At 68.6% G+C, this 19,562-nt stretch carries 22 protein-coding genes; 6 read left to right on the top strand and 16 right to left on the bottom strand.

Going from position 1 to position 19,562, the window contains the following annotated elements; genetic code table 11:
• Window positions 1-44: 44 nt before the first annotated feature.
• From WS61_RS15440 to WS61_RS15420, 5 genes are all read right to left on the bottom strand, one after another.
• The gene (locus WS61_RS15440) at window positions 45-629 is read right to left on the bottom strand and encodes a thiamine phosphate synthase (protein ID WP_059501226.1); all 585 of its coding nucleotides are present in this window, start codon (window positions 627-629) and stop codon (window positions 45-47) included.
• Between the two features lie 25 nt (window positions 630-654).
• Window positions 655-1,998: a hemolysin family protein gene (locus WS61_RS15435; protein WP_059501225.1), complete on the bottom strand. Its 1,344-nt coding sequence runs from the start codon at window positions 1,996-1,998 to the stop codon at window positions 655-657.
• A gap of 76 nt (window positions 1,999-2,074) precedes the next feature.
• Window positions 2,075-2,854, bottom strand: a complete 780-nt coding sequence (locus WS61_RS15430; RefSeq protein ID WP_059501224.1) for a sensor histidine kinase KdpD — start codon at window positions 2,852-2,854, stop codon at window positions 2,075-2,077.
• Between the two features lie 67 nt (window positions 2,855-2,921).
• The gene (locus tag WS61_RS15425) at window positions 2,922-3,845 is read right to left on the bottom strand and encodes a DMT family transporter (protein ID WP_059501385.1); all 924 of its coding nucleotides are present in this window, start codon (window positions 3,843-3,845) and stop codon (window positions 2,922-2,924) included.
• A 42-nt stretch (window positions 3,846-3,887) separates the two neighbouring features.
• Window positions 3,888-4,745, bottom strand: a complete 858-nt coding sequence (locus WS61_RS15420; RefSeq protein WP_059501223.1) for a LysR family transcriptional regulator — start codon at window positions 4,743-4,745, stop codon at window positions 3,888-3,890.
• Window positions 4,746-4,858: 113 nt separating this feature from the next.
• Between WS61_RS15420 and WS61_RS15415 the strand changes: the two genes are divergently transcribed.
• The 3 genes from WS61_RS15415 to WS61_RS15405 all read left to right on the top strand — a co-directional run bounded on the left by WS61_RS15415 (window position 4,859) and on the right by WS61_RS15405 (window position 7,888).
• On the top strand, window positions 4,859-5,242 hold the full coding sequence (locus WS61_RS15415; RefSeq protein ID WP_034205254.1) for a tautomerase family protein: 384 nt from the start codon (window positions 4,859-4,861) through the stop codon (window positions 5,240-5,242).
• A gap of 139 nt (window positions 5,243-5,381) precedes the next feature.
• Window positions 5,382-6,998, top strand: a complete 1,617-nt coding sequence (locus tag WS61_RS15410; protein ID WP_059501222.1) for a CHAD domain-containing protein — start codon at window positions 5,382-5,384, stop codon at window positions 6,996-6,998.
• A gap of 53 nt (window positions 6,999-7,051) precedes the next feature.
• The gene (locus WS61_RS15405) at window positions 7,052-7,888 is read left to right on the top strand and encodes a TOBE domain-containing protein (protein WP_059501383.1); all 837 of its coding nucleotides are present in this window, start codon (window positions 7,052-7,054) and stop codon (window positions 7,886-7,888) included.
• A gap of 165 nt (window positions 7,889-8,053) precedes the next feature.
• Here the strand turns inward: WS61_RS15405 and WS61_RS15400 are convergent, their stop codons facing one another.
• The 4 genes from WS61_RS15400 to WS61_RS15385 all read right to left on the bottom strand — a co-directional run bounded on the left by WS61_RS15400 (window position 8,054) and on the right by WS61_RS15385 (window position 11,118).
• Window positions 8,054-8,755, bottom strand: coding sequence for a sulfate/molybdate ABC transporter ATP-binding protein (locus tag WS61_RS15400; protein ID WP_059501221.1), 702 nt, complete (start codon window positions 8,753-8,755; stop codon window positions 8,054-8,056).
• A 64-nt stretch (window positions 8,756-8,819) separates the two neighbouring features.
• Window positions 8,820-9,497 (bottom strand): molybdate ABC transporter permease subunit, encoded by a 678-nt coding sequence (gene modB, locus WS61_RS15395; RefSeq protein WP_059501220.1) that lies wholly within the window; start codon window positions 9,495-9,497, stop codon window positions 8,820-8,822.
• A gap of 10 nt (window positions 9,498-9,507) precedes the next feature.
• Entirely contained in the window at window positions 9,508-10,302 is a 795-nt protein-coding gene (gene modA / locus WS61_RS15390; RefSeq protein ID WP_059501219.1) for a molybdate ABC transporter substrate-binding protein, read from the bottom strand.
• Between the two features lie 117 nt (window positions 10,303-10,419).
• A complete protein-coding gene (locus WS61_RS15385; RefSeq protein WP_059501218.1) occupies window positions 10,420-11,118 on the bottom strand; it encodes a phosphatase PAP2 family protein in 699 nt (232 codons plus the stop codon).
• 259 nt (window positions 11,119-11,377) lie between these two features.
• Here WS61_RS15385 and WS61_RS15380 point away from each other — a divergent pair, with 259 nt between their 5' ends.
• Complete coding sequence (locus WS61_RS15380; protein WP_059501217.1) at window positions 11,378-12,487, top strand: PHB depolymerase family esterase; 1,110 nt, start codon at window positions 11,378-11,380, stop codon at window positions 12,485-12,487.
• A 74-nt stretch (window positions 12,488-12,561) separates the two neighbouring features.
• Window positions 12,562-12,738 carry a DUF3563 family protein gene (locus tag WS61_RS33475; RefSeq protein WP_080747669.1) on the top strand — a complete coding sequence of 59 codons (177 nt, stop codon included), beginning with the start codon at window positions 12,562-12,564 and terminating at the stop codon, window positions 12,736-12,738.
• Between the two features lie 109 nt (window positions 12,739-12,847).
• Here the strand turns inward: WS61_RS33475 and WS61_RS15375 are convergent, their stop codons facing one another.
• The 5 genes from WS61_RS15375 to WS61_RS15355 form a co-directional block, all read right to left on the bottom strand.
• On the bottom strand, window positions 12,848-13,267 hold the full coding sequence (locus WS61_RS15375; RefSeq protein ID WP_048988685.1) for an organic hydroperoxide resistance protein: 420 nt from the start codon (window positions 13,265-13,267) through the stop codon (window positions 12,848-12,850).
• A 156-nt stretch (window positions 13,268-13,423) separates the two neighbouring features.
• Window positions 13,424-13,876 carry a MarR family winged helix-turn-helix transcriptional regulator gene (locus WS61_RS15370; RefSeq protein WP_059501216.1) on the bottom strand — a complete coding sequence of 151 codons (453 nt, stop codon included), beginning with the start codon at window positions 13,874-13,876 and terminating at the stop codon, window positions 13,424-13,426.
• 192 nt (window positions 13,877-14,068) lie between these two features.
• Window positions 14,069-14,878: a BPSS1780 family membrane protein gene (locus WS61_RS15365; RefSeq protein ID WP_059501215.1), complete on the bottom strand. Its 810-nt coding sequence runs from the start codon at window positions 14,876-14,878 to the stop codon at window positions 14,069-14,071.
• A complete protein-coding gene (locus WS61_RS15360; protein ID WP_059501214.1) occupies window positions 14,869-15,867 on the bottom strand; it encodes a homoserine kinase in 999 nt (332 codons plus the stop codon). The genes WS61_RS15365 and WS61_RS15360 overlap by 10 nt, the downstream gene beginning before the upstream one ends.
• 98 nt (window positions 15,868-15,965) lie before the next feature.
• Complete coding sequence (locus tag WS61_RS15355) at window positions 15,966-16,361, bottom strand: hypothetical protein (RefSeq protein ID WP_059501213.1); 396 nt, start codon at window positions 16,359-16,361, stop codon at window positions 15,966-15,968.
• 129 nt (window positions 16,362-16,490) lie between these two features.
• Here WS61_RS15355 and WS61_RS15350 point away from each other — a divergent pair, with 129 nt between their 5' ends.
• On the top strand, window positions 16,491-18,017 hold the full coding sequence (locus WS61_RS15350) for an AMP nucleosidase (RefSeq protein WP_034205241.1): 1,527 nt from the start codon (window positions 16,491-16,493) through the stop codon (window positions 18,015-18,017).
• A 114-nt stretch (window positions 18,018-18,131) separates the two neighbouring features.
• On the opposite strand, the gene WS61_RS15345 is transcribed toward WS61_RS15350, so the two are convergent.
• The gene (locus WS61_RS15345; RefSeq protein ID WP_059501212.1) at window positions 18,132-18,422 is read right to left on the bottom strand and encodes a hypothetical protein; all 291 of its coding nucleotides are present in this window, start codon (window positions 18,420-18,422) and stop codon (window positions 18,132-18,134) included.
• A gap of 380 nt (window positions 18,423-18,802) precedes the next feature.
• Window positions 18,803-19,561, bottom strand: a complete 759-nt coding sequence (locus tag WS61_RS15340) for a TIGR00730 family Rossman fold protein (protein ID WP_059501211.1) — start codon at window positions 19,559-19,561, stop codon at window positions 18,803-18,805.
• Window position 19,562 lies beyond the last annotated feature (1 nt).

The raw sequence follows: 19,562 nt of genomic DNA, 5'->3' as shown, positions 1-19,562 counted from the left end.
AGCCGGGCGCGGTCCGGCCCGGCAGCGCTGCCGAAGGCGCAGAATTACCAGAACCCGCGGATGCCCGCGATGCCGTACGCGCCGTGACGGCGCGCCTCGTCGAGATGCGCGCGCGTCATGCCGCCGAGCGCGAACACGGGCATCGTGGCCTCGGCGGCCAGCGTGTCGAATTGCGCCCAGCCGAGCGTCGGCGCGCCGGGGTGGCTGAGCGTCGGCAGCACCGGCGACAGCGTGACGAAATCCGCGCCCGCGCGCGCGGCCAGCAGCAGATCGTCGCGCGAGTGGCACGCGGCGGACACGCGGCGGCCGGCCGGCAGCGGCCGTTGCGCGACGGCGCGCAAGGCGGCGCCGTCGAGATGCCAGCCGGCGCCGTCGAGCCGCATCACGCCGGCTGCATCGATCGGGCCGTTCAGCATCAGGGATGCGCCGGCTGCGTCGCAGCGCGCGAGCGCTGCGGCTGCCAATGAGGCGAACGCGGCCGCGTCGAGCGATTTCACACGCAGTTGCACGAGCGTTTCGCCGCGCGCGAGCACGGCCGACAGCCGGTCGAGAAACGCGGCCCGATCGGCCGCCGACGCGGACGCCGGTTCCGGCGTGATCACGCAGCAGCGCGGCAGCGGCGCGTTCATCGCGCGATGACGCGACGCGCGGCCGTCATTCGTCGGCCTCTTTCGCGATCTTCGGATAGACGCGCACGAGCACGATGCGCGGCCCGTTCATCTTCTTCACGACGACGTCGAAGCGGTCGAACGACACGCGCTGCCCTTCGGTCGGCAGGTCGCTGAGCGCCTGGATCACGAGGCCGCCGACCGATTCCGCGCGGCCTTCGTCGATGTCGATGCCGAGTGCCTGTTCGAGCGACACGACGGGCAGGCTGCCCTTGCCCATCAACGTGCCGTCGTCGAGGCGGCTCCAGTCGGCATCGCCCTGGCGGAACTCGTCGTGGATCTGGCCGACCAGCGCGCCGAGCAGGTTGTCGAGCGTCAGGAAGCCGATCGGCTTCTCGCCCTTGTTGCCCACCAGCGCGAAGTGCGGGGCGCCCTTGCGGAAGCGGCGGAACAGCTCGAGCGCCGGCGTGTCGGGCTTCACGTACTGGACCGGGCGCACGTAATCGGACAGGTCCTCGAGCGCGGCGCCCGCGTGACGTGCGAGCAACAGGTCCTTCAGGTGGATCAGCCCGCTCACCTGTTCGCGCGACGCATCCTCGAACAGCGGATAGCGGCTGAAGCGGTGCCGCGCGACGATCTCCATGTTGTCGGGCAGCGGCAGGTCGCGCCGCAGGCCGATCATTTCATGGGCCGGCCGCATCAGGTCCGACACCGTCATCGACGAAAAATCGAGCGAGTGCGCGAGCGTGTTCCACTCGTCGTTGCTGTACGTGCCGCGCGCCGGCTGGGCCGCATTGCCGGCCGCGCTGCGGCGGCTGCGCAGGATCAGCTTCAGCTCGTCGGTCGAATAGTGCGCATCGCCGCCGTGGTCGGCCGACAGCCCCGCAAGCCGCAGTACCGCGTTGGCGCTGGTATTGAGCACCCAGATCGCCGGGTACATCGCCCAGTAGAACGCGTAGAGCGGCAGCGCGACCCACAGGCCGACCTTCTCCGACTGGCGGATCGCCATCGATTTCGGCGCCAGTTCGCCGACGACGATGTGCAGGAACGAGATCAGCGAGAACGCGAACACGAGCGAGATCAGGTGCACGACGCGTTCGGAGTGGACGCCGATCAGGTCGAGCAGCGGGCCGATCAGTTGCGCGAACGCCGGTTCGCCGACCCAGCCGAGGCCGAGCGACGCGAGCGTGATGCCGAGCTGGCACGCGGAAAGATACGCATCGAGCCGGCCATGCACGATGCCGAGGATGCGCCCGCGCAGGCCGCGCTTGCGGGCGAGGGTCTTGACGCGCGTCGCGCGGAGTTTGACGAGGCCGAATTCGGCCGCAACGAAGAACCCGTTCAGGGCCACCAGGAACAACGCGCCGATGAGCGCGAAGATCTGTAACAAAGAATCGCTCCGGTTATGACAGGCCCATCAGTATAGAGCCGGAAAGGAATTTGTAATGTGTCGGCTGGCCGCTGGCTTACACCGGCGCCTCGCAGGGAATCGAGAACGTGAGGGTGGCGGCGGCGCCATCGGCGAACACGTCGTGAGCGAACGTGCCGCCATGCGCGAGTGCGACGCGCTGGCACAGCGCGAGCGTCCACGCGCTGCGTTTTGTATCGCGCTCGCGCAGCATTTCGCGCCGGGCGAACGATTCGAACGCGTGCGGCTGCGCGGGATCGACGAGCACGCCGGCGTCCACGGTGCAGGTGGCGCGCGCGGTGAATTGCGCGCCGTCGCGCGTGCAGGCGAACGCGACGCGGCTGCCCGCGGCACTGGCCTCGACGGCCGTCGTCAGCATGGTCCAGAGCGCCTGCGCGACGCGTTCGCGATCAACGGCGAGCGACGGTTCGCCGTCCGGCAGCGTCGTGTCGAGCGCGACCTGCCGTGCGTCGGCGAGCGCGAACCGCACGAGCGCGATCGTCTCGTCGAGCAGCGCGCGCAGCGCGAACGGCCGCGGCGCGAGCGCGAGCATGCGCGTTTCCGCGCGCGGCGCGTCGAGCACGCCGTCGATCAGCGCGACCTGCTGGTCGATGCCCGTGCGGATGCCCGCGAGCGCGCGCTGCAGGTTCGGATCGGCATTGGCGAGCTGGCGCTCGAGCACGTAGGCCCAGCTGTGCATCGCATTCAGCGGGCTGCGCAGGTCGTGCGACGCGATGGAGAGCGCCTGGTCGCGCAGGAACAGCGCCGCCTGGGCGGCGTAGTGCGCTGCGCGTTCGCGCAGCAGGTCGGCGGCGGGATCGGCGGAAGTGGACGTCACGGAGCAGGCCTGTCGGAAGCGGTTGGCGTGGAAGTCACGCGAATCGCCATTATAGGGACGGTGGGTGTCACGCCGGCAGCGCGTCCTCGTCCTTTTTCCGTGCGTCGCCGTTCGGCAGCAACTGGCACGCGAGCAGGCCGGCCAGCATCAGCGCGCAGCCGACGAGCGCGCGCAGCGTCAGCGTTTCGCCGAGCGCGGCCCAGCCGGCGATCGCCGCGAACACGCCTTCCATGCTGAAGATCACGGCCGCGTGTGCGGGCGCCGCGTCGCGTTGCGCGACGACCTGCAGCGTATAGCCGACCCCGACCGACAGCAGCCCGCCGTACAGCAGCGTCGGCAGCGCGCCGCGCAGCATCGCGACGCTCACCGGTTCGACCGCCAGGCCGACCGCGAGACACGCGATGCCGCACACGGCGAATTGCAGGAACGCGAGCACGAGCGGATCGTGGCGTTTCGCGAGATGGCCGACCGCCATCACGTGCGCGGCGATGATGACGGCGCCCGCGAGCTGGAACCAGTCGCCGTCGAGCACCGCGAAGTGTTCGTCGATGCTGAGGAAATACAGGCCGATCGCGGCCAGCAACGCGCCGAACCACGTGCCCGCGCCGATCCGGTGGCGCGCGAACACGCCCATCAGCGGCACGATCACGACGTACAGCGAGCTGATGAAGCCGGCGTTGGCGATCCGCGTGTATTGCAGGCCGAACTGCTGCAGCGAGATCGACACGGCCAGCAGACCGCCAAGCGCGAGGCCCGGCAGCAGCAGGGCCGGTTCGCGCCGGATGGCCGCGAGCTGCGCGCGCGACGCCGCATTCACCGTCAGCAGCGGCACCAGCACGAGCGCGCCGAGCAGGAAGCGCAGCCCGGTGAACAAGAACGGCCCGATCACGTCGAGGCTCAGGCGTTGCGCGACGAAAGCGGAACCCCAGATCGCGGCTGCGGCGAGCATCAGCAGATTGGCGCGGAGGTGCTTGCGGGCGTCGGGCTTCATCGGCATTCGTCTGGAGATTGCGGGGCGGCGAAGCCCGCTAGTTTACGCCGAGATTGCAAGGCTGTCGGCAAACCTGCGCAGCGCGGCGGCGGCCCGGGCGTCGCGTACGCGCGAATACAGCACGACCTGCGATTGCGGCAGCGGCGGCAGCCCGAATTTCGTGCCGACGTCGACCAGTGTGCGTGGGGCGACGCGGCGCGCGAGCGGGCAGACGGCAAGCCCCGCCGCGGCCGCCGCCGTGACCGCCGCGACCCCGCCGCCCGTGAAGCGCTCGCGCCATGGCAGCCCCGCGCGGTCGAGCGCGCGCAGCGCGGCGGCCCGCACGCCGCAGGGGCCGGCCAGCACCGCGAGCGGCAGCGGCTCGCCGGCGCGCGGCGTCCAGTCGGGCGCGGCGAGCCAGGCCAGCGGCTCGGTGAACAGCGGGGTGCCGTCGTCGCGCGGCGGATCCTCGCCCGGCTCGTGACGGACGATCACCGCGTCGAACCGCCGTTCGTCGTATTGCGGGAGCAGGCTCGTCGACGCGCCGAGATGCATTTCCAGCGACAGCCCCGGATCCTGCCGGTGCAGGCTCGTGAGCACGGCCGGCAGGTCGGGCACCGCGACGTGCTCGCTGACGCCGAGCGACAGGCGGACCGTGCCGGTCGAGATCGCGCCGAGCGCATGCTCGTGCGCGTCGAGCAGCGCGCGGGCGGCCGGCAGGAAATTTTCGCCGTCGGCGGCCAGCTTGACGACGCGCGGCGTGCGCGCCAGCAGCGGCTTGCCGAGATGGGCTTCCAGCCGCTTCAGCTTCAGGCTGACGGCCGATTGCGTGGTGCCGAGCGCATCGGCGGCGCGCGTGAAGCTGGCGAGGTCGGCGACCAGCACGAATGCGCGGACGGCATCGAGATCGAGTACTTTCATTTCAAATGAAAATGAATGAAATATTCATCAATGACTGTTCATTATAGATTGGCGCGCCTAACCTGACGCTGTGTTTTCGTTCTTCAACGTCACTTACCGACAGGAGCAAGACCATGCCATTCACCCGTATCGCCGTACGCGAAGGCAAACCGGCCGCCTACCGCAGGGCCCTCGTCGACGGCGTGCACCGCGCGCTGATGCAGACGTTCAACGTACCCGAGGACGACATCTTCATGGTCGTGACCGAGCATGCGGCCGAGAATTTCGTGTTCGGCCGTCATTACTACGATATCGAGCGCAGCGACGATCTCGTGATGATCCAGATCACCGCGAACAACACACGCACGCTCGAGCAGAAGCGGGCGCTGTACCGGACGATCGTCGAGAACCTCGCGCAGCAGCCCGGCGTGCGGCGGGAAGACGTATTCATCAGTCTCGTCGAGGTGCTGAAGGAGAACTGGTCGTTCGGCAACGGCATCGCGCAATACGCCGTCTGACGTGCCGGCTTGACCGGCCGCAGGGAGACAGGGCCGGATCGTCGCCTGCGCCGTTTTGGGCCGTGTACTATGGAAGCTGCTTCACGAGCGACGCCGGCGCGGTCGATGCGCCGGCGATCCTTCATGTGCAGGAGCCTCCATGTCGCGTGTGCTGGAAATCGTGTTGTCGTTGTCGCTGGAAGGCTGGCCGGTCAAGGGCGCAAGCCGCGCCCGGGGCGCGCAGCGTGACTTCGGCGCCGAACTCGTGCGTGCGTGGCGGATCTGCCCGCAGGTCCGGATGCGACGCGGCCACGAGCGCGTGACGATCGCGCCGTGCCAGATCGAGGAGGCCGAGCGGAGTCCCGGCGCGAACTGGTGGACGTGGGTCGAATCGAACGCGCATGGCACGCGGGTCGTCGCCTCGCGCACCGCGACGTTCGCTCCCGGCGTCACGCAGCGCGAACTGTTCGACGCGGAGCACGCGGGGATCGCGGTCGCCACGCCGCTGCCGATACCCACGCCGAGTGCCGCAGCCGGTGCCGACGCACCGGCCGCCGTCGGCGGCGTTGCACCGGACACCGACGAAGCGCGGTCCCAGGCGTCGGCGCTGCGCCTCGTCAGCGAACGGCGGCGCGGGCGCTGGGCCGACGACAGCGGCGTCGTGGTCGAAATGACGCTCGACGACATCACGCTGCACGGCGGCGGCGAGCCGCCGCGCCGCCACGTCGAGTTGCGCCTGGCCGCGCCCGACTGGGAAACCGTGGCCGCGCGCACGGCCGCGCTGCGCGCGTTGTTTGCCGCGGCGCGCGAACTGAGCGGCGCGTGGCCTGCCTTCGTGCAACTGACGAGCGTGATCGACCGCGCCTGTGCGGGCGGCCCGTTGGCTCCCGCGCTGGTCAAGGCGCAATCCGTCGACCTGACCGGCATCCGCACCCAGCGCGCCGCGCTGTTCGCGCTGTCCGGCGACATCACCGCGCAGTGGCTCGGCAACGAATGCGGCGTGCTCGATCGCGACGATCCCGAATTCGTGCACCAGATGCGCGTCGCGCTGCGCCGCCTGCGCACGCTGATGCGCTTCTTCCCGCGCTTCACCGGCCGTCAATGGAGGGACACGCTCGGCGTCGACCTGCGCTGGCTCGCCGCGCTGCTCGGCACGGTGCGCGACTGGGACGTGTTCGCGACCGAGAGCCTGCCCGCGCTGATCGCGGCCGACGGCGGCGGCAGCGACTGGGGCGGCACGCTCGACGCCGCCCGCGCGCAGTCGATGGCCGCGCGCGTCGAGCTGCGGCAGGCGCTGCATTCGGCCCGCTATGCGCGGCTGACGCTCGGCTGGCTCGAATGGCTGAGCGCGCTCGCGCTGCCGGCGGCCGATGGCGACGACGCGCCGTCGCTGCGGCGTCACGCGACCAAGCGTGTGCGGCGGCTGTTCGGTCATCTCTACGCATCGCCGTCGCTCACGTCGCTCGACACCGCGGCACGCCATCGGGTGCGGATCGATGCGAAGCGGCTGCGCTATGCCCTCGAATTCTTCGCGTCGCTCGCGTCGCGCCGCACGCGCAACGAGACGGTCAAGACGCTGGCGCGCGTACAGAGCGTGCTCGGCGAGGCGAACGACGCGATGGTCGCGCTGCATCATCTCGAGCAACTCGCGGCGCCGCCGTACCAGCTCGGTTTCGTGCGCGGCTACGGCGCCGCGCTCGAACAGCGGGCGGCACGCGACGCCGAGGCGCTACTGGCCAGCCTGCGGGCGCCGAAGCTCGGCGGCAAGCCGGGCTGAGCACCGCGCGTCGCCCCTATAATGGCCGCCCGTTTCCCGCACGCATGCCGATGATGACCGACGCACCGCATTCTTCCTCGTCCGCCGGGCCGCTCGAACTGGGCGGCGAGCTGTGGCTGCGCGCCGGCGAACAGACGCTCGGCGGCGCGACGCGCATCGCGCTGCTCGCGGCGATCGGCGACACCGGTTCGATCACGCGCGCGGCGAAGGCCGTCGGCCTCAGCTACAAGGCCGCGTGGGACGCGGTCGACACGATGAACAATCTTGCCGGCGAGCCGCTGGTCGCGCGTTCGACGGGCGGCAAGGGCGGCGGCGGCACGACGCTGACGCCGCGCGCGACGTCGCTGATCGCCGCATTTCGCACGATCGAGCGCGAGCATCGCCGCTTCATCGAGGCCGCGAGCGCGGCCGTGGCCGGCTTCGACGTCGACTGGGCGCTGATCGGCCGGATCGGGATGAAGACGAGCGCGCGCAACCAGTGGTTCGGCAAGGTCGCGTCGATCGTGCGCGGCACCGTCAACGACGAGGTGACGCTTGCGCTGCCGGGCGGGCAATCCGTCGTCGCCGTGCTCACGCACGAAAGCGCCGAGGCGCTCGGGCTGCGGGAAGGCGCGAGCGCGTGCGCGCTGGTGAAGGCGTCGTGGGTCGTGCTCGCGGTCGACGATGACGGGGCCGAGCTGAAGGTGTCCGCGCGCAACCGGCTGCGCGGCAGCGTCGAAGCTGTCGCGGCGGGCGCGGTGAACAGCGAGGTGACGCTGGCGCTTGACGGCGGCGGGACGCTGACGGCCGTCGTGACCAACGACAGCGTCGACGCGTTGCAGCTCGAAGCCGGCCGGCGCGCGATCGCGCTGTTCAAGGCGTCGAGCGTGATTCTGGCGGTGACGGGCTGACCGGGCGGGCAGCGCGGCTCGCCGCAGGGGCGGGGTGAAGCCGGTGCCGCATTCGTCTGCATCGCACCGGCTTCGTTTCCGCTTTCAGCATGTGCCGCGGGCGCGGCGTCTCTCAGGCTTCAACGTGGCGGCCAGCGCCACGGTCACGACCACGGCGTCGCGCGTTCAGGTGACGCGCGTCGGCCACTCGGCGTGCGGCGCACTCGCCTGCACGCGTCCTTCGCTCAACTGCACGACCTGGTCGCCGAAGGCGGCGACGTCGTCGGGGTCGTGCGAGATCAGCACCATCGGGATGTCGAGCCGCGCCTGCAGTTCGGCGAGCTCATGACGCATGCGCTGGCGCATCGCGCCGTCGAGCGCCGCGAACGGTTCGTCGAGCAGCAGGATGCGCGGCTGCGCGACCAGCGCGCGCGCGAGCGCCACGCGCTGCTTCTGCCCGCCCGACAACTGCGACGGGTACTGCCCCGCGAGCGATTCGAGGTCGAACGCGCGCAGCCAGTACGCGACCTCCGGCGGCGCCGTTTTCGCACGCGGGTTGCGCAGCCCGGACGTGAGCCCGAACGCGATGTTCTGTCGCACGTTCAGATGCGGAAACAGCGCGTAGTCCTGGAACAGGTACGCGACACGGCGTTCGCGGGTCGGCACGTCGATGCGGCGCGCGGCGTCGAACAGCGGTTCGCCGTTCAGCACGATCGTGCCTTCGTCGGGCGTCAGCAGTCCGGCGATCGCTTGCAGCGTCATGCTCTTGCCCGCGCCCGACGGTCCGAACAGCACGACGCGCTGCGTCGCCGCCGTGAACGACATGTCGAGCGTGAAGCGCCGCTCGGCGTTCGCATAGGTCTTGCGGATATCGACGACGAGGCTCATTCGACCCTCCGCCGAGGCAGGCACGCTGCCGGACGACGCCGGCGATACGGACGGGACGGGTGCTTCATGTCAGTTGGCTCCGCCGGGCGCGCGACGGCACGAGCCAGCCGGTCGCGAGCAGCACGAGCACGCAGGTGATCGACGTCACCAGCACGAGGAAGTTGGCCGTGGCGTCGTCGCCGGCCTGCACGGCTGCGTAGATTGCGACCGACAGCGTCTGCGTGCGGCCGGGCAGGTTGCCGGCGATCATCAGCGTCGCGCCGAATTCGCCGAGCGCACGCGCGAACGCGAGCAGCGCCCCCGCGAGGATCCCGCGCGCGGCGAGCGGCAGCGTCACACGGAAGAACACCGCCCCTTCGCCGAGCCCGAGCGTGCGCGCGGCGCGCTCCAGATGCGGATCGACACCCTCGAACGCCGCGCGCGCCGATTTCAGGATCAGCGGAAACGCGACGACCATCGACGCGATCACCGCACCCTGCCACGTGAACACCAGCGCGATGCCGAGCGTGTCGAGCCACGCGCCGAACACGCCGCGCCGGCCGAGCAGCACGAGCAGGTAATAGCCGAGCACCGTCGGCGGCAGCACGAGCGGCAGCGTCAGCACGGAATCGACGACGTCGCGCAGCGGCGAGCGCCAGCGCGCAAGCACGAACGCGGCCGCGACGCCGAGCACGATGTCGAGCGCGGTCGCCCAGCCGGCCACCTTCAGCGACAGCAGCAGCGGGACCCAGGCGTCTTGCATCGCGATACGCTCACTTGGCGGGCTTGAAGCCGAACGTCGACAGCACGGCCTGGCCCTGCGGCGACGCGACGAAATCGATGAACGACTGCGCTTGCGTGGCGTGGCGACTGTCCTTGACCACGGCGATCGGATAGGTGATGGCCGTCTGGGTTGGCACCGTCAGCGCGACCTTCACGCGGCCCGGCATGATCGCGGCGTCGGTGCCGAACACGAAGCCCGCGTCGACCTCGCCGCGCGCGACGTAGTCGAGGCTCTGGCGCACGTTGGCGGCGAGCACGCCCTTCGCGCTGACGGCGTCCCACACACCGGCCGCGCGCAGTGCGCCCTCGGTGTAGCGGCCGACCGGCACCGAGGCCGGGTCGCCGTACGCGATGCGCTTCACGCCGGGCGCGGCGAGGTCGTTCAGCGACGTCGGCGCGGCCGCGCGGCTATCCGCCGGCACGATCAGCACGAGCGAGTTCGCGGCGAAATCGCGGCGCGTGCCGGGCACGATCACCTTCTCGTTTACCGCGCGATCCATCGCCTTCTGGTCGGCCGACGCGAACACGTCGGCCGGCGCGCCCTTGGCGATCTGCTGCATCAGCACGTCCGATGCACCGAAATTGAACAGCACCTTGGTGTCGGGATGCTGCTTCTCGTACGCGTCGCCGACGGCCTTGAATGCATTCGTCAGGCTGGCGGCCGCCGACACGACCAGTTCGTCGGCGGCGGAAGCGGGCGCGCTGAACGCGACCCCGGCGGCAAGCGTGGCGATCGGCAGCAGGCGAAGCAGGGCGCGGCGAAGCGGACGGACGGTTGAGCGCATGGGATTCGTTTCGAATGGATGGAAACCGTAATCGTAATATAGGGCGGGTTATAACGCTCGGCATACTGCTCATGCGAAGGTGCGCATGAAACGGTCAGACGTGGAAAGCGGCGCCCGTCACGCGTGAAGCGTATGCGGCGCCGATTGGGTGCGCTGCAGCGACGACGGCTGCGACGCAGGATGGTAGTTCGGATTGGCCTTCCAGCGCGCGCGGACGAACGGGCGCTCGTGGCCCGACAGTTGCAGCGCGACCTTGGTGACCCAGCGGTGCGACGGCACCGTGAGGCCGTGCAGCGCCACGGTGACGAGCGCGAGGCTCGCGACGACCGCCGGCACCGACCAGCGGTGCGGCGCCGCGCGCCACGAGCCGGCGATGAACGCGAGCGCGGCGATCGCGCCGACGATGCAGCCGGTGATCGATTCGGACGGCGAATGCGCGGCGAGTGCGACCCGCGACACGCCGACCGCGACACCGGCCGCGAGCCCGAGCGCGATGCCGGCGATCCGCACCGGCGTGCGCGTGCGGATCAGCGCGAGGAAAATCGCCACCGGATATACCGACGTCGACAGCATCGCATGCCCGCTGAACCCGGTGAAATCCCACGCGCGGATGCCGATGCCCCAGCCGAGGAACGCGATCTTCGTGAGTGCCACCACGCCGATCGCGGCCGCGAGCACGCCGAGCCATGCGGCCGCGCGCTGCCACGAGTAGCCGAGCGCGAGCCAGACGGCGATCGTGATCGCGAGCGGCAAGGTCAGGCCGGCGCCGCCGAACGCGGTGATCATGATCCACAGGTGAGCGGGCAGGTCGAACATCGGGAAGGGGGCGGACGAAGGCGGGGACAATGCTTAAATCAACGCGCGAGCCGGGAAGAACGACTACAACGGATACAAGCGACGAAGCCTCAGTATAGCGCCGCGTCCGCATGAGGCCCGTTTTTTGCACCATCGGGAACGATCGGCGTGCAGGAAAAATCCTGGAAACAATGCTATGGTGCATTGCACAAAGTCGAACGATGCATCCGTTGCGGTGCTCTGATGGCGCCCCTATTTTTCCTGACTGCGAGCCCGATCGATGACCAAAAGTCTGACCAAGGTGTGGCTGGGCGGCATGAAACGCATGCTGTCTCCGGTCGCCAAGCGAGCGGCGCGCGATGCGCAGCGCATCACCCGCGATGCACTCGAGGCCGTGGCCTCTCCTGCCGTGCCCGATCCGTCCCAGCCGCGCGAATCGCGCGTGCGGCCGCGCGCGGCTGCCTGGGCGGCGGGCGAATGGACGCGCGGCGAACATCCGATGGCGCCGGCGCTCGGCCGCCTCGTCCAGAACCTCGCGTACGGGCTCTATGTGCCGCCCGGCCGCCGGCGGGACGCGATGCCGCTCGTCGTGATGCTGCACGGCTGCAAGCAGTCCGTCGACGAATTCGCGCAGGGCACGCGGATGAACCTGTTGGCCGACAAGCACGGTTTCGCGGTGCTGTATCCGGAGCAGTCGCTGCGTGCGCACGCGCATGGTTGCTGGCACTGGTATGAGGACACCGACCGCGCGGGGCGGGGCGAGGCGGACGCGGTGGCGTCGCTGGTCGACGCGCTGGTCGACGAGCACGGCTTCGACGCGTCGCGCGTCTATGTCGCGGGGCTGTCGGCTGGCGCGGGCCTCGCGTCGCTTCTTGCGCTGCACCATCCGGACCGCTTCGCGGCGGTCGCGTTGCACTCCGGCCCCGCGCTGGGCGAGGCGAATTCCGGCATCACGGCGATGGACGTGATGCGGCGCGGCCTGCGGCAGAACCCGGCGGCGGCGGTCGATACGCTGGTCGACGCCGGCGCGTATCCGGGCATGCCGGCCTTGATCGTCCAGGGCGACGGCGATCGGGTCGTCGCGCCGAAGAATGCCGACCAACTGGCCGTGCAGTTCATGCGCCTGAACGGGCTCGCCGACAGCCGGGGTGCATTGCGCGGCGGCGAGCGGGTCGAGACGCGCGAAACGGGCGCCCGGATTACCGACGTATGCCGCGACGGCGAGCCGGTCGTGCGGCTTTGCCACGTGAAAGGGCTCGATCACGCATGGGCCGGCGGCGACGAAGCCGTGCCGTTTCACGCGGCAGTCGGCCCCGACGCAAGCGCTATGATCTGGGCCTTTTTCGAAACCAATCGTCGCACTGTGGCGACCGAACGACGCACCGTTTGATCGATGCTGGTCAAAGACTAGGGTTTTCCCTATAATTCGGGAAAACCCTAGTCCAGACCTTTGCGAGATCGAACATGTACCTGCTGAGCCACCTCTTCCTGATGCTGACCAAGAATGCTGAGAAGGCCGCGAAAGAGCGCGCCGACGCGTACCTGGCCGAAGCTACCGACATCTACGATCTCGAATTCCGCATGCGCAAGATCGATCGCGACGCGGCACTGAACCGCCCGTATTCGTTCGGCGCGCGCTAAGCGGCGCACGCGGGCCTGCCGGCCCGCCATTTCGACGATTCGCGCAAAAGGGCGCGTGCGGCATGGTGCCGCACGCGCCCTTTTTGCATTCTGCTGAACCTGCGTCGCGTCAGACGACCGTCAGGCGCACCGGTACGTTGTTGCGCGTGGCGTTCGAATACGGGCACACGTGGTGGGCCTTGTCGACCAGCGCCTGCGCGTCGGCCTTGTCGAGCCCCGGCAGCGATACGCGCAGTTCGATGTCGAGCCCGAAGCCGCCGGCATCGTTCGGGCCGATGCCCACTTCCGCCGTGACTTGCGTATCGGCCGGCAGCGTCTGCTTGTTCTGGCCCGCGACGAATTTCATCGCGCTCAGGAAACAGGCCGAGTAACCTGCGGCAAACAGTTGCTCCGGATTCGTGCCTTCCGCACCCGTGCCGCCGAGTTCGCGCGGCGCGGCGAGCTTCACTTCCAGCTTGTGGTCGGCGGATACCGCGCGGCCGTCGCGGCCGCCCGTGCTCGTGGCGCTGGTCTTGTACAGAATGTTCATCGTGCAGCTCCTGTCGGGAAAAGGGGAGAAAAGCGGTCCGGCAAGACGGGGTGTCGCCGGCCACGAGAAAAATATAGAACACAAATCATTAGTGCGCAAATGAAATTTGAAAGAAAAACCCGATCGGCGCCGCTCAGGTCGCTCGGCGCTCGACCGTCAGCGTTCGTTGGCTGCCGACAACGCGTCGCGCAATTGCTGGAGATCGGCGCGCAGCCTGATCAGGAACTCGGGGGTTTGCTGCATCGCGCAAAAGAGATCGGCGGGCACCGAGCGCGCGCGATCCTTCAGCGCACGGCCTTCCGGCGTCACGCGCACGTTGACGACGCGCTCGTCGGCCGCGCTACGCACGCGTTCCACGTAGCCGAGCGCTTCCAGCCGCTTGAGCAGCGGCGTGACCGTGGCCGGATCGAGATCGAGCCGCGCGGCGATGTCTTTCACGGCCATGTCGTCGCGTTCCCATAGCACGAGCATCGCGAGATATTGGGGATAGGTCAGCGACAGCTTGTCGAGCAGCGGCTTGTACGCCTTCGTCATCGCGTGCGAAGTCGAGTAAAGCGCGAAGCACAGTTGCTCGTCGAGCGTCTGGGGCAGCGGAGGCAGGCGATCCATGATTCGGGGGAGACGCGGCGGATGCGCGAACGATTTGTACGCAAATTATTTTGCCCCCAAAAGACCGGACTGAACAGGGGCGGCCGGATGCGGGTCGATAGCGGAAAAGGGGAGAGGTCAAGGCGCGCCGGGCGACGAGCCGGCGCGAGAAACGGCGAGATGGCCGGCGACATGCACCGGCCGGGAGAAGGGTCAGCGGCCCGACATCGTCGTGGTCGCGCCCGGTTCCTGCACGCCGAAGCAGCCGCGATAGGTCGCGTAGAACGAGCAGTACAGCATCGTGACGATGATGATCGTCACCGGCATCATGATCGTCAGCGCATACGCGCCGGCGCCGAGCGCCTGCAGCAGCAGCGACAGCGCGAGCGACGTGCCGAGCGCGACGCCGAACCACAGCGCGCCGTACACGACGAACGCGCCGCGATTGCGCCAGCAACTGACGACGCTGAAGAACAGCGCCTTCGCGGGCGGGACGTCATGCCACGCAACCAGCACCGGCGCGAACCAGAACAGCATCGAGACCGGCAGATAGAGCAGCGTCGCGAAGAACAGCGCGCCGAGCGTGCCTTGCGCGGCCAGCGTCTCGGGCGTCGTGTTCGCTTCGTCGGCCGCGCCCATCATCACGTGGAACAGCGCGCCGCCGTCCACGAACGACGAAGCGGCGAACACCAGCACCATCGACGCGACGTAGATCGCGCCGAGCGCGAGCAGCCGCTGGGTCGCGACGGTGCCGTACGAGCGAAAGCCGTCGACGAGAATCGTCGGCATCACCGTCTTGCCGGCCACCGTGTCGCGGCACGCGGCCATGAAACCGACCGCGATGCCGGGAATGAACACCAGCGGCAGCGCCGAGCCGATCACGGGCACCTTCGACACCAGCGTAATGGCGAGCAGGTACGTGAAGAACAGCGTGATGAACGCGAGCGGATTCCGGCGGAACAGCCAGATGCCTTGACGGAACCAGACATAGCCCGTTTTCGCGGGCACTTCGATCAGTTGCATGCGGTTTGGATCTCGGGAAGCGCGGGCGTATGCGCGATACGCTCCCGCAGGATGCGTTCGAAATGGCCGGGGTCGTGCGGCTTGAGCATCTCGGCCGCGCGCGGCAGGTAGAAGTCGTACAGGCGCGACACCCAGAAGCGGTACGCGCCGGCGCGCAGCATGTCGCTCCAGTGGCGCCGTTCCTCGGCCGTGAACGGCCGGACCGTCTGGTATGCGCGCAGCAGCGCATCGGCGCGCGCGACGTCGAGCACGCCGCTCGCGAGGTCGACGCACCAGTCGTTGACGGTCACCGCGACGTCGAACAGCCACTTGTCGCAGCCCGCGAAGTAGAAGTCGAAGAAGCCGCCGAGGCGTACCTCGTGGCCCGTGCCGGGCGCCGCATGGGCGAACAGCACGTTGTCGCGGAACAGGTCGCAATGGCACGGCCCGCCCGGCAGCGCCGCATAGTCGTCCGACGCGAAGAAGCCGGCCTGGTGCGCGAGCTCGCCTTCGAGCAGCGTGCGTTGCGCGTCCGTGATGAACGGCACGATGGCCGGCACGTTCTCCTGCCACCACGGCAGGCTGCGCAGGTTCGGCTGGCTGCGCGGGTAGTCGCGCCCGGCCAGATGCAGACGCGCGAGCATCTGCCCGACCTCGATGCAGTGTTCGACCCCCGGCGCGAGTTCGGCCGCGCCGTCGAGCTTCGTGACGATCGCGGCCGGCTTGCCGTGCAGTTCGCCGAACAACGCGCCGTCGTCACGCGGGACCGGGTCCGGCACCGGCACGCCGTGGGCGGCCAGATGGCGCATCAGGTCGAGATAGAACGGCAGTTGCTGCGCCGTGAGCTTTTCGAAGATCGTGAGGACGTATTCGCCGCGCGTCGTCGTCAGGAAGAAATTGCTGTTTTCGATACCGGACGGAATGCCGCGGAACGCAAGCACGTCGCCCAGTTCGTAGTGGCGCATCCATTGCGCGAGATCGGAGTCGGAAACAGCGGTGAAAACGGCCATGCGGGATACGTCAGTCAGGGTGTCGGCACGCGGGCGGCGTGCATCGCGACAGCAGGTGAAGGGGCGGCGCGGCGCGGTCGGTGCGCGGCGCCACGGAATCAGTAGCGCAGGTTCAGCGACGGCAGGCGCGTGATCGGGATGCCCGCGTCGTGCGGCTTCGGCGACGTGTCGGGCGTCGAGCTCATCTGGTAGCGCGTGCCGAAGTTCGACTTCACGTCGATCTCGACCGGCTTGCCGCGGTCGCGGTACTCGGTGACTTCGGTGCCGTTCTTGCTCTTTTCGTGGAAGCTCGGCGTGCGGCGGATGTCGGCGAAGTCGACTTTCGACGTGACTTCGGCGCCCGGCCGGTTGATCTTGCGGAGATCGGGCAGGCCGGCGGCTTCGTTGGCCTCGGCCCGGGCCTGCGCGTCGGTGTCGGGCGTGCCGCCGGCGGCGTGAGCGACGCTGGCGGCGGCAAACGCGACGGCAGCGGCGACGAAAATGAGCGGCTTCATGATGAGTCTCCAGTGAACCCACCGATTTTAGCAAATACTGCGCGCCATCCGGCCCTGGCGCGCGCAGGGGCAGCCATAAAGGCGACGGGGTTCCGTGGTAATGTCGTCGGATCAGACGAGGTGATGAAAATGAAGAACGATTTGAGCCGCCGGCACCGTGTGCTGTCGCCCGAAAGCCCGTCGGTCGAGGCTTTCGACGATCCGATCGCCGCCGTTGCGCGGCTGTCCGCCATTTACGACACGAATACGGGCTTCCTGCGCGATGCGTTTGCGCGCTATCGCCGCCACGAACCGATCACCGAGCACGTGCGCGCGTGCTATCCGTTCGTGCGGATCCGCACCGACGTCAACACGCACGTCGATTCGCGCCGCTCGTACGGCTTCGTCGCGGGCCCCGGCGTATTCGAGACGACGGTCACGCGCCCCGATCTCTTCGCGAACTACTACCGCGAGCAACTGCGCCTGCTGTCGAAGAACCATCATGTGAAGATCGAGATCGGCGTGTCGTCGCAGCCGATTCCGATCCATTTCGCCTTTCCGGAAGGCATTCATCTCGAGGGCGAACTCGATCGCGACCGCCTGCTCGCGATGCGCGACATCTTCGACACGCCCGATCTGTCGTATCTCGACGATCGTATCGTCAACGGCACGTTCGAACCGGCCCCGGGCGAGCCGCATCCGCTCGCGCTGTTCACGGCCGCACGCGTCGACTTCTCGCTGCACCGGCTGCGCCACTACACGGCGACGTCGCCCACGCACTTCCAGAACTACGTGCTGTACACGAACTACCAGTTCTACATCGACGAGTTCGTGAAGCTCGGCCGTACGCTGATGACGGAAAGCGACGACCCCGAGGTGCGCGCGTACCGCAGCGAGTACAGCGCGTTCGTCGAGCCGGGCGACGTCGTCACGTACAACGCGAACCTCGGCGGCGAACCGGCCGAGGGCACAGCGCCGCCGCGCCTGCCGCAGATGCCCGCGTATCACCTGAAGCGCGCGGACGGCAGCGGGATCACGATGGTCAACATCGGCGTCGGCCCGTCGAACGCGAAGACGATCACCGATCACATCGCGGTGCTGCGTCCGCACGCGTGGGTGATGCTCGGTCACTGCGCGGGGCTGCGCAACACGCAGCGTCTCGGCGACTACGTGCTCGCGCACGGTTACGTGCGGGAGGATCACGTGCTCGACGCCGACCTGCCGCTGTGGGTGCCGATTCCGGCGCTGGCCGAAGTGCAGCTCGCGCTCGAGCGCGGCGTGGCCGAGGTCACGCGGCTCGAAGGCGCGGAACTGAAGCGCGTGATGCGCACCGGCACGGTCGCGAGCGTCGACAACCGCAACTGGGAGCTGCGCGACCATCGCGAGCCCGTGCAGCGGCTGTCGCAGAGCCGCGCGATCGCGCTCGACATGGAAAGCGCGACGATCGCCGCGAACGGCTTCCGCTTCCGGGTGCCGTACGGCACGCTGCTGTGCGTGTCGGACAAGCCGCTACACGGCGAACTGAAGCTGCCGGGCATGGCCGACACGTTCTATCGCGGGCAGGTCGACCAGCATCTGCAGATCGGCGTGAAGGCGATGGAGATCCTGCGCACGAACGGGCTCGACAAGCTGCATAGCCGCAAGCTGAGAAGCTTCGCGGAAGTGGCGTTCCAGTAACGACACCGCGCAACGGCGTCCGTCACGACAAAGGCCGCACGCGAACCTGGGTTCGCGTGCGGCCTCGTTCTTTTCGTTTCGATACGAAGGCCGGATGGCCCCGTACTTGGGCGCTCAGCACTCGCCCTTTTTCGCGTGCCCCGGCGGGCAGTGATAGCCGCCATGACCGCGATGACGCTCGTGATCTTCCCACTCGCGGCGTTCCCAGTAGCGGCGGCCATCCCAGTAGCGGTCGCCGTGCCAGCCGACGATGACCGCCGGCGCCGGTGCGACCACGACGGGCGCGGGCGCGACGACGACCGGCGGGGGCGTGCCGATGTTGACGTCGACGTTGACGGCGTGAGCGAGGCCGGACAGCGAAAGGCCGAGGCCGGCGAAGGCGAGGGCGATCAGCGAGCGTTGCATGTTCTTTTCCGTGGTGGGGTGATGAATGGGCCGGCGCGACGCGATGGAAGCGAGGGGGACCGTTCCACCGGGGGATCGCCGCGCCGACACGATGAAGTGTGCTGGCGCGCGATGGAAAAGGCGAGTCGTGATTATTACGGAGGATTGGCGGTGCGCAGGCGCGCGACCGGTCATCCATTTGACAGTGACGGGCCGCCGGTATGGGCGATCCCGCGACATGGCGCAGCGCCGACTGCAGGGATTTGACATTCGACCGCGCGCGGCGGCGAACGGGCATTAACCTCGCGTTACAAAATCACGCCCGGCGGGCCGCCGGATCGCGAGGTCCATAGTTGAAAAGCACGACACCGGCCGTCGGGCCGGCTGTCGTCATTGACCGGTTACAAATAGAACATCCGGTCTTCTTCCGGGCGCGGCGGATGATCTTCGTCATCCGAGCCTTCTTCCTCGCCGCTGTCCTCGTAGAACGCGAGCACGGCATCCAGCACCTGGTCGGGATCGTCGATCACCTGCATCAGATCCATGTCTTCCGGATTGATCAGGCCCATCGGAATCAACTGATCGCGGAACCATTGCAGCAGCCCCTGCCAGAACTCGCTGCCGACGAGGATGATCGGCACGAGGCGCGACTTCTTCGTCTGGATCAGCGTGAGCACTTCGGACAGCTCGTCGAGCGTGCCGAAGCCGCCCGGCATCACGATCACCGCATCCGAATTCTTCACGAACGTGACCTTGCGCGTGAAGAAGTGGCGGAAGCGCAGCGAGATGTCCTGATAGTGATTGCCCGCCTGCTCGTGCGGCAGCTCGATGTTCAGGCCGACCGACGGCGCCTTGCCGGCGTGCGCACCCTTGTTCGCGGCTTCCATGATGCCGGGGCCGCCGCCGGAGATCACGGCGAAGCCGGCGTCCGACAGCTTGCGCGCGATCTGCGCGGCGAGCTTGTAGTGCGGCGTGTCGGGTTTGAGGCGGGCAGAACCGTAGATGCTGACGGCCGGGCGGATCTCCGACAGGTACTCGGTCGCCTCGATAAACTCTGCCATAATCGTGAACATCTGCCACGATGCGCGCGCCTTCTTGGCCGTCGCGCGTTCTTGATCTGCGAGCGAACGCAGACTCGGAATCACTTTTCTCTTGTTCATA

This window comes from Burkholderia sp. ABCPW 11, from assembly GCF_001523445.1.
Taxonomy (GTDB): domain Bacteria; phylum Pseudomonadota; class Gammaproteobacteria; order Burkholderiales; family Burkholderiaceae; genus Burkholderia.
Note: the sequence above shows the minus strand (reverse complement) of the source record. Positions and strands in the feature narration are given on the sequence as shown.